Below are 14600 nucleotides of genomic sequence, written 5' to 3' on the forward strand. Positions count from 1 at the left end.
GGGGTTTCTGTTTTACTTAAGTTTGAGCTATGGTAATTTCATCTGTAGTTATTAGAACTGCCTGAATACTCGCATCAAGGTTATGTTCATCCAACCATGAAAGACCGTCTCTTTTTAGATGAAATTTAATTGTTGGTAACAATGTCTCATCATCCAGAGATATAATAACGTTTAATTTATCAACATATATTTCATTCCACTTTTTAATTATGGAATTACTAAAAATAATTGAATATTCAAAATGTCTTTCATTTACATAATCATCCATATGAAAAGAGTTTACAAAGCATTCAAATGAAATTTCGTCTTCAAAATTGTCAGGAGAGTTTGATTGGCAATATGAAAATAATTTTTTGGACAAAAAACATCCACAATTTTCAATAAAACCTTCAGATACAATACTTTCTAGCTCATAAGTCAGGCGGTTTTTTCCTATTTCCGTCCAATTAATCTTGACAAGCTGGGTACGCATTAATCTATTGGTTAGCATATTATTTTTCTCCAAGATATTTTTTCATGCCTTTATCGATCGCATTTTTAAAAGCAGGATCATTCAGCTTATCATTTACACCCTTAGGTGCTCCGGGGAATGTTTGTGTTATCGGATCATAATAATATTTGTTATTACTACTATCTTGATAATGTATTTGACCAGCTCTTTTTCCTGGCGCAGGATTCTCAACATCTATCCTCTCTTTTCCTTTCCCCATCCATAAGGTTTTGCTTGGAACCGTTGGGCCATTTATACCAAGCATTGCTCCATCTTTATTTAAGATGTAATTAGGCTTCCCGGCCTTACTCACTCCACCCAGCGCACTTAACGCCACGCCTGCAATAATATCTGCCTGAGCCTGATCAAGGCCATATTTCGCCATAATCTGCTCTGACACTTTATTGCTGGCAACGATCCCGTCAGCGTCCATCTGATGCGCCCAGGTCGCTGTCAGATCGTAGACCATCTTGATCGGGATATCTTCGCCCATCGCCCGATCCAGCGCTTGTTTCACCGCCATGCTGTCGGTCAGTACATCACCGTATTTCTGCTGGCAGGTCACCGGACTGGTTACGCAGTCGCTGATAAGCTGCTTTTGCTGGGCGGTGCTCAGTTCTTCATACTTGGTGACAATGCCGCCGCAGTCGCCGCCGCCAGCCTGACACTGCTTCATTTCAGCGGACCAGGCATCTATCTGCTTACTGCTCAGATAGTTATTCTCCACCGTCGTCTTACCGGCCTGAGCCCCCGCAGCTGCATCCACCGTACTGCCGCCAGCCAGACCGCCCGCAAGACCTGCTGCCAGTGTTGCCAGCGCGCTTACCGTCTGCTTCTCGGTTTCGCTCAGTTCGCTGACCGGTTTGCCGTAAGCATTTACGGCTATCATGCCGACCATCTCCGCCGTCGCGGCACCGCCCGCACCAACGAGAGCATTATTCCCCTGAGCCGCTGCCAGTGCGGCATTTACCGCTGCGTGGGCCAGCACCTTGCCAGCATCATCCAGCCCGCTTTGACCGATAACATTGGCAATATACGGCGCAGAGGCCCCGGCCAGTGCTTTACTGATGTCACCGCCTGCAAGACCCTGAACCGCCGCTGTTGCCGCCTGGATAGCCTGCTGAACTTTCCCGCCGGTGCCAAAGCCACTTTCGCTAAAGGCCTGGTTATAGAAGTTCTGGTACGCATGGCCGCTGATGTCGTCCGCTGTTGGCGTATTGCCGGGGTTGGCTTTACGCCAGTCATCCTTCGCCGTCTGCAGCTGCTCCGGCGTCACGTCCTTCATTTTATCCGTTGCTGTTTTCGATGCTTCAATCTGTCCCTGCGTGCGGGCAATATCGCCCACCTGATTACCAATCTCGCCAATCAGCTGCGCTTCTTTCAGCCGGTTCTGCTCTTTTTCCTTATCAAAGATTTGTCCCAGCCCCGGATTGGCGTTCTCCACGTCGCGGCTCAGGTCGGCCACGTCCTGTTTCTGCGCGTGCTGGTCGCGAATAACAATCGTGCCGTCCGATACCGCCGCTTTGGTGGTGCTGTCCGCGCTGCCCGCGTTGTTCGCGCCGGTCAGCAGGCCGTTGGCCATGTTCCCGGCAAACTGGCTGCCGATGCTGCCGCCGGTGCTGATGCCCACGCTCTGATGCTCGGTTTTAAACGCCGCGCTGTTGTGGATGTCACTAAAGCCCAGCGTGCCGGTGTCGAGCCGGTTCAGGGCTGCATCAGCGGTCGAGCCAATAACCGCGCCGTTGAGCTGGGTGTGGCCGCCCACCGTGATGTCGAAGCCGCCTTTGCCCGCCAGCAGGCCGGTCTGCTCCTGCACCGACGTGTAGTCGCTGCGCATCTTGTCTTTGCTCATGTTAATGCTGGCCGAGCCGGTCATCGAGCCAAAGTTAAAGCTGGCCCCCGCGCTGGTATTTTTCTGCTGCGCATCGTAGGTCGCGCTGTCCTGTTCACTGGTCAGCGTCAGGTTGCGACCAACATCCGCTTTAATTGATTCGCCGCTGACCTGTGCGCCGGTGAGGGTGGTATCGCGTCCGCTCACCAGCGTCACGCGGTTACCGGCCATGACCTGCGTTTCGGTGTGGCTCAGGCTGTCGCTGTTCTCATGGCCGCTACCCTTGTTGATACTCGCTGAAACGTTGATGCCGCCGCCGCCCGAACCGCCGCCAAAGCCCACGCCCACTGATCTGCCGCTCGACGAGCTGGTGCCGCGCGAGCGCTCGGTGTCCTGACTGGCGCTCAGGTTGAGGTCGCGGCTGGCGTTAAGCAGCACGTCATTACCCGCCTGCAGCTGGCTACCCTGAACGTTAATGTCGCCGCTGCTGGCTATGATGTTCAGGCTATTACCGGCGGTGAGCGTGCTGCCCTGATGCGTTTTCTGCGTCAGGTTTGTCTCAGACTTCGACTGCTGGCTGCCGTAAGAGAGGCTGACACCAATCGCGTTATCGCTGCTGACCGCACCCGGCTGGGTCGCCTGCGCCGCCTGCACACCGGAAAGGGTGGCCTGTAAGCCTTTCAGCGCCTGAAGCCTGCCGTTGCTCTCGTCGCGGGCGTCTTTCGCGCTGGTTACCGCCGTATTCAGCGCGCTGCCCGCCACGCCGGAGAGCGCCAGCGTCAGGCCACTCTGTTTCGTTTCATAGGTATCACGCTGGCTCAGCCCCTGTTCGGCGGCGCTGACCGTGACGTTTTTTCCGACCAGCGACAGATCTTTACCGGCGATGGCATCTGAGCCGTGTACCAGCAGGTCGTTGCCTGCCTGCATCGTCAGGTTGCCCAGCACGCTGCCCACCGTGCTGCCACGCACGCTGTCAGTATGCGTCGTTGTCGTGGATTTCTGTGCTGTGCTGCCGTAGCTGACGCCGATGCCGCCGGTACCAGACAGGCCCGATTTATTCTCCTGAATCATGCGCGACTCATCACGCTGCTCAGCGGCGGTAGTAACGGTCAGATTATTGCCCGCCGCCAGCCGCACATCTTGCGTACCGACTACATCGCTGCCCTTAACCAGCAGGTCGTGACCGGCCAGCAACTGCACGCTGTCGCCAGAAAGCGAACTGCCCACCGTCGTACGTGCATCAATAGTGGTGTGTGTCTCACGGGTGGTTTTTGATGCGATGCCGCTGCTGCCGCTGGCTTTAGTATGCTCGTCCATCTGCGTGCGGGATTCGCCGCCGACAATGCTCAGATCGTTGACCGCGCTCAGTGCCAGCTTGCCACCTGCGTTGATGTCTGCCGCCGTCGCCAGCAGATTATTGCCTGCTGCCAGGCCCACGTTGCCTTTACCGACAATCTCCGTTCCCCGCTGCGTGGATGACGACTGATGCAGCCAGTTGTCGCTGTCGAAATTGAGATTATCGCGACTACCGGTGGTGACGGCGTTCAGGTTCAGATCGCGTCCGGCGATAATAGCCGTGTTGCCATTTTCGCTGCTGTTAACCACCTGCGCGGTGGTCAGGTTGATGTCGCGTCCGGCCTGCAGCGCCAGCGTGCCATCGCCTTTATCCACGTAAATACCGGCGATACGATCGAGACTGGTGCGGGCAAAGTTGCCGTCGGCGCTTTCAGCCATACGGGCCGTGGTGGTGACGTTAATGTCACGGCCGGCCAGCGCCGCCAGCGCAGAGCTGCCTTTCAGCACGCCACCGAAATTGTTGATGTCGGTGCGCGCCTGTAGGCCGGTGCTGTCGCCCTGAATCAGTCCGCCGAGATTATTAATATTTTCTGCCACTACCAGCGTGTCAGCGCGCGCATTGATGCGTCCGCTGTTGTTCAAATCGCCGCTCAGGTTCAGGCTGACGTTTTTCCCGGCCAGCAGCGCGCCGCTGCCGTCAAGGTCGCCAGATTGCACTTTGGCAAACAGCTGCGGCACCAGCACCTGCTGCTGGCTGCCATCCGGCAGCGTGACACTTTGCGTCACCAGCCACACCATGTCGCCGGTCATCAGGCTCATCTGCCCGGCGGTCAGCGTCATACCCGGTGCCAGGTTCAGTTGCTGACCAAAGGCGATCCCGGCATCCATCAGCGCTTTGTACTGCGTCTGATCGCTGTCGTAGCCCTCCAGATAGCGCTGGCCGGTCAGGCCAATAACCTGCTGGCGGATAAGATTCTGCTCGTAATAGGCGTCGCCCAGGCGTTTGTGCACGTTGTCAGGATTGGCCTCGAACGCCTGCATCATGTAGTCGGAACCGAGCCACTTCTGCGCGTTGGTGAAGCGCGAATCGGTTTCAACCAGGTAATCGCTGCCAGTCGGATTCGTTTTGTACAGGCTGTTATCCGGCAGGCGCGAGTTCGGGCCCTGGGTGCGGATCACGCTGCCCGCCGCATCGCCATTCGCAGCGGTATTCACCGGTACTTCAAAGGTTTTACCCGGCGGCAGCAAAACCGCGTTACCGGGATTAAACGCTGCGCCTGCGCTGAGATCGCCCAGCCAGATTTCGCCCACGCTACCGCCCGTCCGGTTATCAATCACCAGACCGCTTCCGTCAATTTTCTGATGCTCTTCAAGGGTGCTGGGTTTTAAGGTGATGTTCTGGATAACGGTGAGCGGAATGTAATCCGCCGTACTTTTGCCCTGACTGTCGCCACCTTTGTCGTGAATGCGCCAGTAGTGGAAAGCCTTACCAGCGTCACTGATGTGCCGTTCTCCGGCCACCTCCACGTTGTCGAGCGTGGCGGCGTTTATCACCAGATTATTTCCGGCGATGATCTGGCTCTTGTCGTTCAGCACGTTGCCGGCATTAATCGTCAGATTGCCGCCAGCGATAATCCGCGCCGGGTCGCTGGTTTTAATCCGCGTTTCATCAACGGTGCGTTCGTACTCGTAGCGATACCAGTTGTCGTTTTTATCGTTTTGTCGCCATGGATAATCAGGCGTCAGCACGAAATTAACCTCATCATGCTCGAAACTCACCTCATCGCGACCGTAGCGATTGGCATTGCCGGAGACCTGATATTCCTCGATGTTTTCCCGCGACACTTCGACAATCTCGGTTTCAAAATGGTCGTTGATGTTGTTCAGACTACCGACGTTAAGCAGCATATCTCCCGCGGATTCGAGGGTGGCGCTGTGGTTATTAACGGTTCCGGCCTGTCCGGTGGCGTGCCCGTTAGCGTCGATGGCACCGCCAAGGCGCATCGCGCCGTCGCTGTAGATCATCGCGTGGTCGCGGTTATTGAGTGTTCCCACGCCGAGATCCAAGCGCTGGCGTGCTGCGATGGTGGCTGCGATGCCGTTTTCGGCGAGGTTATTGAGCGTGCCCGCCTGAATGCTGAGAAAATCGCCGTAGATGCGCCCGGTGCCGATATTGCTGACAGTCTGTCCGTTCAGCCGGGTGGAATAACCGTCGATCAGGCCGTAATTGGTCAGCGTGTTACTGGCGTCGAGGATTGTGCCGTAACCGCTGAGTTCAGCGTCCTGCAGGTTAACCAGATTGGCGGCGCTGACGTGCAGCGTCTCACCGGCCTGAATCAGTTTCTCATTGCGGATGTCGCCGTGGCTCACGAGCGTCAGATTGCCGTTGGCCTGCAGGTTGCCCTGATTGGTGAAGCTGTTCACCAGCGTCACCGCCATATTTCCGGCGGACTGCAGTGCGCCGCGCAGGTTGGTCAGCGCGCCGGCAACAAGAGAGAAATCGCCTTTGCTGGCGAGCGTGCCGTCGGTGTTATCGAGGGAAGTGTTATCCAGTGCCAGGTTGTTGCCGGAAATGACCTGGCCTTCACGGTTGTTTACATCGCCGCTGCGCAGGATAAAATCGCCTTGAGCGCTAATCAGGCCGCGGGCATTGTTGAAGGCGTTGCCCTGCGTATTCCAGTCAAGAACGCCGCCGGACTGTAGGGTCCCTTGCAGGTTATTGACTGACTGCGTTTGTGCGGTGATGCCGTTCAGCCCGGTGATTTGCCCGAACTGGTTTAGCAGCTGTCCGGACGCAAGGTTGATGGCACCGGATGCCAGCAACGCGCCGCGCTGGTTATCCAGCTCACCTGTAGCCAGAAGCATATCGCCCTGGCTGATAAGGCCGCCGCTGTCACCACTATTGGTATTGCTCAGCCGCTGGCCGTGGGTGTTGATACTCAGTGCCGCACCGCTCTGAATCAGGCCACCGTTATCGTTTTGCAGCCGTTGCGTGTTAAGTGTTAAATCCCCGACTGCACCGATTTGTCCCTGGCGATTATTCAGATTTGCTGTGGCAAGCGTTGCCGCGCCGCTGCTCATGATCAGCCCGTTGCTATTAAGCAGGTCATTGCTACGCAGCAGCAGCGACTGTCCGGCAACCAGATTTCCCTGCTGATTATCCATATCGCCTGCCGTGATGCTCAGCACGTTCTGCGCTGCCAGTAGACCATATTGATTACGAATATCGCTGCTGAACAGGCTCATATTCTGGGCGTTAATGACGCCATTGCGGTTATCCAACAGGCCGGAACGGAGCGTCAGTGAACCGAGCGCGATAACGCCGCCGTCAGTACCGCTGTCGCGGTTGATGAAGGCGTTGCCCTGCGTATCAATGCGCACATCGCCAAGGCTTTGCAGCAGTCCGGCGGTGTTATCGAATGAACCGCTGCTGATGCTGAGTTGTTCAGCAGCGGCAATCACGCCACGCTGATTGTTGAGCGTGCCACTGCCAAGCTGCAGTGTGGTGTTTGCGGCGGTGAGCAGCCCGTCGTTGTTGTTCAAACCGTTACTGGTCACCGACAGTGTCTGACCGGCATTGATTTTGCCCGTGCTGTTGTTCAGTCTCTGGCTGGTCAGTTGTGTGTTGCCCGCAACGGCGCTGATGACACCTGCGGTGTTATCAAGCGTTCCGGCGTTAACAGTAAAGTTCTGGCTCGCCGCCAGCGTGCCGCTGCGGTTATCCAGCGTCTCCGCGATGGTGGTATTCAGCGAACCGGAACCGGCGGCAATGACGTGTCCGTGCTGGTTATTCAGCGCACCGGCGTTCAGGTGCACGTCACCGTTACCGGCAATTTTTCCGTCGCTGTTATCCAGCGACGAGGCGACGCTAATATTCATTGCGCTATTGCCGCTTTGCACCATCTCACCCTGACGATGAGAAAGGGTGTTCGCATCAATACGGATCTGCGCAGCGGCGGTGGTCGCGCCGTCAAGATTGAGCGTATCGCCGCGCAGCTGCAGTCCGCCGTTGGTGATAAGGCTACCCTGGCTGCCGTTCAGCGTGGCGGCAGAAATATTCAGCTCACCGCTGCCCGCGTGCTGAATTTTGCCCAAGCCGTTATCCAGCACGTCGGTGTTCAGCGTCAGGTTGTCGCCGTTGCTGGCAATAGTGCCGCTGCTGTTGCCGATACCTGCTGCGTGCGACAGCAGCAGATCGGTTTGATCTAACTGATTAAGCACGCCCTGGCGGTTGGAGAGAAGTGGGGCGCTTAACGCCAGCTTGCCCGCCTGGATTTTGCCGCCGTCATTGTTAATACGCATGCTGCTGCTGGCTCGCAGGCTGCTCTTTGCCTCAACCGTGGCGCTGCGGGTGCTGACGTCTCCCGTGCTGGCGCTCAGATTAATGTTGTTGGCGTAAGTCTGGCTGCCGCTGAGATCGACCGCTGTGCCCTGAGCATTCAGATTACCCGCCGCGAGGTGACGACCCTTGCTGGCGAGTTGCCCATGCGTGGTCAGGCTCAAATCGCCTTGTGTGCCCAGCGCGCCATCGGACGTCATACCTGCGGCAAGGACCCCGCTGCTGGCATTATTAAGTGAACCTGCCTGAATGCGGTTATTGCCCGCGGATGCCATTACGCCCTGATTAATTACCTCGCCAGCGGCCTGAACCTGACCGTCGCGCTGAGCGTAAACCGTGCCGCTGTTGCGAATATCGGCCTGGCTTGCCAGCGCAATATCCTGCGCGCCGTTGATGCTGCCGCTGTTCTCAATGCGACCGTTGCTGGAAAGCGTAAAGTTGCCCGCCGTCGCGCCCAGCGAACCGGCGTTGCGCACGCCGACGCCCTGTTCGGTACCAATCAGGCGGATTTTACTGGCGTACATGCCGCCCAGCGCCGCCACGTCCAGCGCCACTTGTGGACGACTGGCCGCATCAGTCTGGCCTGCCGTCAGCGTTTCATGCGTCGCGTCCACCTGATTACGACCGGTAGTGACCCTGAGATCGTTGGCCCAGACGCCGGCATTCACCTTAACCGTGCGGGCAATGATGTCTGTGTAATCCTGACCGCGTGAATCCAGCCCTTTACCGTTGATGACGATGTCACCGCCGCTGACCTGATAACCCGTCAGGTTGCCGTTATTTACCTGCGCCTGACCGGTGGTCAGCGTCGCGCGGTTGGCGTTGATGAAGCCACAGCCGTCACAGGTGATACCGGACGGGTTGGCGATCACCACCTGCGCTTTTCTACCGGCGACTTCCACATAGCCATTGAGCTGGCTGGGGTTGCGTGAATTCACCTCGTTGAGGATCACGCTGGCCTCGCCGCGTGCCAGCCACGGGTTGCCGGTGACCATACCGCCAAGCTGAGTATTAGTGTTGCCGTGTGAGTTGTTGAGGATCACGCCCTTCTGATCAACATCAAACTGGTTGTAGTTATTGCGCGATACGCCGCCCGCGCTGGGCGTCTGAATGTTTACCTGCGGCGTGCCGTTGGTCGCGCTGACAACGGTGGGCTGCTGGTTTCCCGGTGCCTGGCTGTTAGCAACAATCTGCGCCTGTGCAGGCAATACGGTAACGCAGCCCAGCGCGCTCAGCAGGGCGAAGCGCAGCGCCGACAGCGCACATATCCGGTTGGAAGTCTGCTGCATCCGGCGCGCACGCGCCTGTTTGCCCTGACCGCTGCGGGCGATATCGGCAACTACCATCAGCATGCCGCGCGCTTTGTTGAAAATGATGCGATAGAGAAGTTTGTTCATCTGATCTCCTTATCTGATTTCAGGCAACGCCACGCTCAGTGGATGTGCCTGCTGCCATTGCAGGGCGTCGCGCCCGCTGACTTTCTTTCCATGATAAAAATGCACCCGCTGGCCGCGGAGATTGCCTTGTTGATCCTGCCAGCGGAAGCACTGCTCCGGCAGGATCACTTCACACATCAGCCGCAGCAGGTTGCGGATGTCACCAAACGGCGCAATGAAATCGGTGATCCACAGGCGGTTGCCGCTGGTCCAGTCTGCCTCTTTCATCATCACCGAGGCATGCGTGAGATAGCGCTGTTCAGCCTCTTCATCCATCCACGCCCAGCCGAGGAAGAACACCGGCCGGCCATCTTTTACGGCGATGGCGTACTGCTGTTGTTTAATCAGCGGCAGCAGCAGCGTCGGCAAGGTGTGCAGCGGTGCATCACGGTGACGATCCGAGTGCATCCACAGCCATACCGCCATGCCCAGCACTTCGGCCTCGCTGGCCTCATCCGCAACCAGCCACGGCGCAATTAACCGGTAACCTTTGATCTCCATCAGTAGCGCCAGTTCAGGTTGAAGCCGAGCGTCAGGCTGCTGGTCTGATAGCCAGCAGGCTTAGAGAGCGGAATACCGGCAAACAGGTCATAGCTGGTGCGCAGGGCGTAGCCGCGCAGTCCCACTGCGCCTCCGGCCAGATGCTTGCCGATCAGATAATCCTGCCCGCTGTTGCGTCCGCTGACTTCGCCGTAATCCAGCGCCAGATAGAGTTCCTGTGACGGCAGCGGCGTGGCCCAGCCGATGTCGTTGCGCAGAGTCCAGCCTTCATCGGCGTTCAGTGTGCGCTGGCCGTCAAAGCCGCGCACCGACCAGCGGTTACCGAGGGCAAATTGGTCCTGCGGCGTCAGCGGCGTGTTGCTCATCTGGCGCAGATACTGGGTGTTAAAACTGAATCGCTGACTGAGCAGTGAGAACGGCACGGCCAGCTGGGCGTTAAGCTGGACAATTTTTGCCAGCGCGGTGGCTTCACCCCAGTACTCTTCAGGCGCAGGCTGAGCGCCAAACCAGCGGGTACCGCGCTGATAACTCACGCCCGCATCCAGCGTGGCGCTGCCGATATAGTGACGATGCTGCAAGCCGAGTCGCCACGCCGAAGTCTGACGGCGTTGCACGTCGATTTCTGTGTCGTTGATGAAGTTGCGGGTTTCACGCGTTATTACGTCATAGCTCAGCGTGGTTTTCTGGCTGCCGTTGCGGTGCAGCACGCGGCTGAGATTCGCGTTTAGGCTTTTACTCTTGCCGCTATATTCATAGTCGGTGAACGCACCGGCTACCGTCTGGTGGTAGCTGTAATCACTGGTGGTGATGCCCGCCAGCCAGTAGCCAAACGGCACCGAATAGCTGCCGGTAACGTTTTTCGTGCCTTTGTCATTGCCGAACTGCAAATCATGGCTCGCCGAGACATAGAGCATATCGCTCAGCGAAAGGGGGTTATCGAGATAGAGCGTCAGTCCGCCCTGATAGCGTCCGGTGGACGTTGAGCCGGAATCATCGAGCGATGCGGCCAGTCGCCACATCTTGCTCTGATTCCACTGCACGGCCATCACACTTTCACCGGGCGCACTGCCGGGGATCAGCGCCATATCAGCCTGAACGGTAGGCAGGCGTTGCAGGTTCTCCAGTCCCTGCTCAGTATCACGCAGGTCGTAGAGCTTGCCTTCGCGCGAGGGCAGGGCGGTGGCAAGCGTCACGTAACGATCGCTGGAATCGGTGCGACCAATATGGCTAATTTTTCCGGCCACTAGCTGAAGTGTGAGCGTGCCTTCGGTTAAATCCTGCGGCGGCGCCAGCACCCGACTGGTGACGTAGCCGCTGTCGATCATGCGGTTCTGCAGCACGCTCATCAGCAAATTAATCCCTTTGACGCCCAGGCAATGTCCCTGACCCTGATTGGCCAGACGCTGCAAAGGTAACCAGCCCGGAAAATCATTCAGGCCGTTCAGCGTGATGTGCTGAATATCAAAACAGGGATTTTCCGCCGGGAAGCTGACGCGGGAAGAGCTGACCGCTGGTGTGGATAAACGCACGTCAGGCACTGGCGGCTGAAGTTGCGCTTCAATCGCTTTCTGACGCTGTTGTTGAATGATGTCCTGCTCAGCAGCGATCGCTACATGAGGAAATATAATGCCTATTGCCAGTGCATATGCGCTGACGGCAAGCGATATGCCTGCGTTCTCTTCCATGAGTGTATTCCATATTAATGGTTGTCCTTAACTACAATTTATACTCTACCGGTTTATTTGTGGGTGGCAATATTTAAGATGGTTTTTTGATAAGTGAAAATATAGGAAATTTCCTGCGTTCATTAAAGGTTCCCTTAAAGCAAGTGGGGCGCTAAAAATTAGGGTTGCGTAATATCGCTGCCGAGAGGAATATCTGAATGGCTTAATTGTAATAGTCTGTCAGGGGTAAGAAAAAGTACAGGATATAGGGTCATGAATAAAGTGCGTGAGTACAAGGCTCTCTGCAAATCAACAGAAAATCGAGCTACATTCCTTGAGAAAGATTGATTGAAAATGTGCTGCACTTATCCCTTAAAGCTGAATCAAATGAAGATAAATATAGAGGCTTTTCTTGTTTGTTGAGATGAACCCGTTTCCCGCCCTTAATTGTCAGGCATTGATTGTCGTCCATGGCAGTCTGAAAACCTGCTGGGCCATACACATTAAAACAGGCAAATTTCGTAAGCGCGTCATTATCTTTATTTGATGTATAATAAGATATGCTAAATGGGATAATAAAAAATTAACGATAAAATAAATTAAAAAATCGTAGCCGCTAGATCTTTTAAACAAGAATTTAATTCTCTTTGATTTTCTGAGCGGGGGAATGATATTTCATGAAGTTATTATATTTTCGTCTCTCCTTTACCCCCATCCATCAAGACAAATCTTGCTTTTTTATTTTTCCGAAGATATGAAGACCTGTCTCTGATAAACACCGGACGTTAATATATTCAAAAGGGCGGACTGGACTCACTGTTGATCCTGCCTGAAATCCTGCTCCATTCAGACACAGAATTCCGGCATGATAAACAGTTCCCTGAGCGGAGGCTGTGCCGATGAAAAGTCACGATTTACCGAAGGGCAAATGTTCATTTCTTGTACCGTTGTTGTACTCACTATAAAATGAAAAATCCACGCAACGGCGTGGATTTTATGGCATTTGTTAATTTTCATAAGGTTCAGTAAAACCTCATGAGACAACAGATTAGACGTTAAACAAGAAGTTCATCACATCGCCATCTTTAACGATGTACTCTTTTCCTTCTGAACGCATCTTGCCTGCTTCTTTAGCACCTTGTTCACCCTTGAACGCAATAAAATCATCGAATGCGATGGTTTGCGCACGGATAAAACCTTTCTCGAAGTCGGTGTGAATTTTACCCGCAGCTTGTGGAGCAGTCGCGCCAACAGGAATAGTCCAGGCGCGCACTTCTTTCACACCCGCGGTGAAATAAGTTTGCAGATTCAGCAGCGAATAACCAGCGCGAATCACGCGGTTCAGGCCCGGCTCTTCCAGACCCAACTCTTCCATAAACTCGGCACGATCTTCATCTTCCATCTCAGCGATATCTGATTCAACGGCGGCACACACAGGCACCACAACCGAACCTTCAGCTTCAGCGATAGCACGTACTCGATCGAGATACGGGTTGTTCTCGAAGCCGTCTTCGTTGACGTTAGCGATGTACATGGTGGGTTTTAGCGTCAGGAAGCTCAGATAACGGATAGCCGCTTTGTCGTCAGCATCCAGATCCAGCGAACGCAGCATACCGGCGTTAGACAGGTGCGGCAGGCATTTTTCCAGCGCAGCCAGCTCAGCTTTAGCATCTTTATCGCCGCCTTTGGCTTTTTTCTGCACGCGCTGAATGGCACGTTCACAGGTGTCCAGATCCGACAACGCCAGCTCGGTGTTGATCACGTCAATATCTTCGGCCGGGTCTACTTTGCCTGAGACGTGAATGATGTTGTCGTTCTCAAAGCAACGAACCACGTGACCAATCGCTTCGGTTTCACGGATGTTGGTCAGGAACTGGTTGCCCAGGCCTTCACCTTTGGATGCGCCTTTAACCAAACCGGCGATGTCGACGAACTCCATGGTAGTCGGCACCACACGCTGCGGCTTAACAATTTCTGACAGCTGATCGAGGCGTAAATCTGGCATTGGCACCACACCAGTGTTGGGTTCAATGGTGCAGAAAGGGAAGTTTGCTGCTTCGATGCCCGCTTTGGTGAGCGCGTTGAACAGGGTGGATTTACCGACGTTCGGCAGGCCCACAATACCGCATTTGAATCCCATGGTTTGATACCCTTTATAACTGGATGGATAAAACATCGCAGGATGCTTTATCGGAAACGAAATAAAAAATTTCGCGCATTATACACAGAATCGCGACGATCTGGACGTTTAGCTTGGCTTGAAGGCGTGCAAACGATTCATCGCTTTTATGCGATCCTCTTTCAGCCACAATTCAGTGCAGCGCACGGCTTCATCTACCGCATCATCTATCAACTTCTGCTCGCTTGCAGGCGGTTTCCCTAATACAAAACCGGTGACTTTATTGCGATCGCCCGGATGACCAATGCCGATGCGCAGGCGATGAAAATTATTATTATTTCCCAACTTGCTGATGATGTCCTTCAGGCCATTGTGTCCGCCATGGCCGCCACCTTGCTTGAATTTAGCCACGCCTGGCGGTAAATCGAGTTCATCGTGTGCGACCAGGATCTCTTCCGGCGCAATGCGGTAAAAGGTCGCCATCGCCGCGACGGCTTTGCCACTCAAATTCATAAAGGTGGTTGGCACCAACAGGCGTACATCTTCGCCAGCAATCGCCAGCCGTGCCGTGTAGCCGAAGAATTTACCTTCTTCCTTTAAAGACTGATTATGGCGCTCTGCCAATAAATCCAGATACCAGGCACCCGCATTGTGGCGCGTGGCGGCATATTCTGCGCCCGGATTGGCGAGGCCAACAATCAGTTTAATGCTGCTCACGATGAATATCCTGCTGTTATACGAAAAGGGCATTAGTTTACTTCGCTGCTGCCGAGATGACAAAGGCTGCAAATGCAAGATAGTTCATTGCGGTGATTAATCATTTTTCATCTAAATCAACACGCTACCCGTAAAGATGTGTCAGCGTTTGTTGTCGATGTGTGATCGCACACGCAACGTTGCTGCCAGCCATTGCCTAAACTTATG

Annotated in this window: 6 protein-coding genes; all 6 read right to left on the reverse strand. The window is 54.9% G+C overall.

The annotated features are described in order from the left end of the window. Positions 1-16: 16 nt before the first annotated feature. Positions 17-505, reverse strand: a complete 489-nt coding sequence (locus ACF2G4_RS03805) for a hypothetical protein (RefSeq protein ID WP_409075538.1) — start codon at positions 503-505, stop codon at positions 17-19. After that, positions 492-9353, reverse strand: a complete 8862-nt coding sequence (locus tag ACF2G4_RS03810) for a hemagglutinin repeat-containing protein (RefSeq protein WP_409075539.1) — start codon at positions 9351-9353, stop codon at positions 492-494. The genes ACF2G4_RS03805 and ACF2G4_RS03810 overlap by 14 nt, the downstream gene beginning before the upstream one ends. Before the next feature lie 9 nt (positions 9354-9362). Then, complete coding sequence (locus tag ACF2G4_RS03815) at positions 9363-9893, reverse strand: toxin-activating lysine-acyltransferase (RefSeq protein WP_409075540.1); 531 nt, start codon at positions 9891-9893, stop codon at positions 9363-9365. After that, positions 9893-11578 carry a ShlB/FhaC/HecB family hemolysin secretion/activation protein gene (locus tag ACF2G4_RS03820; RefSeq protein WP_409075541.1) on the reverse strand — a complete coding sequence of 562 codons (1686 nt, stop codon included), beginning with the start codon at positions 11576-11578 and terminating at the stop codon, positions 9893-9895. Before ACF2G4_RS03820 ends, ACF2G4_RS03815 begins: the two co-directional genes overlap by 1 nt. 1027 nt (positions 11579-12605) lie before the next feature. Further along, positions 12606-13697, reverse strand: coding sequence for a redox-regulated ATPase YchF (gene ychF, locus ACF2G4_RS03825; protein ID WP_243078506.1), 1092 nt, complete (start codon positions 13695-13697; stop codon positions 12606-12608). Positions 13698-13805: 108 nt separating this feature from the next. Next, positions 13806-14393, reverse strand: a complete 588-nt coding sequence (gene pth / locus ACF2G4_RS03830) for an aminoacyl-tRNA hydrolase (protein ID WP_215846992.1) — start codon at positions 14391-14393, stop codon at positions 13806-13808. Between the last annotated feature and the right edge of the window lie 207 nt (positions 14394-14600).

Origin of the sequence: Pantoea phytostimulans, from assembly GCF_046118715.1 — a bacterium.
Classification (GTDB): Bacteria; Pseudomonadota; Gammaproteobacteria; order Enterobacterales; family Enterobacteriaceae; genus Pantoea; species Pantoea phytostimulans.

Coding starts and splice junctions, on each gene's coding strand:
- ACF2G4_RS03810 (WP_409075539.1), bottom strand. CDS start 9,353: ATGAACAAACTTCTCTATCGCATCATTTTCAACAAAGCGCGCGGCATG.
- ACF2G4_RS03820 (WP_409075541.1), bottom strand. CDS start 11,578: ATGGAAGAGAACGCAGGCATATCGCTTGCCGTCAGCGCATATGCACTG.
- ACF2G4_RS03815 (WP_409075540.1), bottom strand. CDS start 9,893: ATGGAGATCAAAGGTTACCGGTTAATTGCGCCGTGGCTGGTTGCGGAT.
- ychF (WP_243078506.1), bottom strand. CDS start 13,697: ATGGGATTCAAATGCGGTATTGTGGGCCTGCCGAACGTCGGTAAATCC.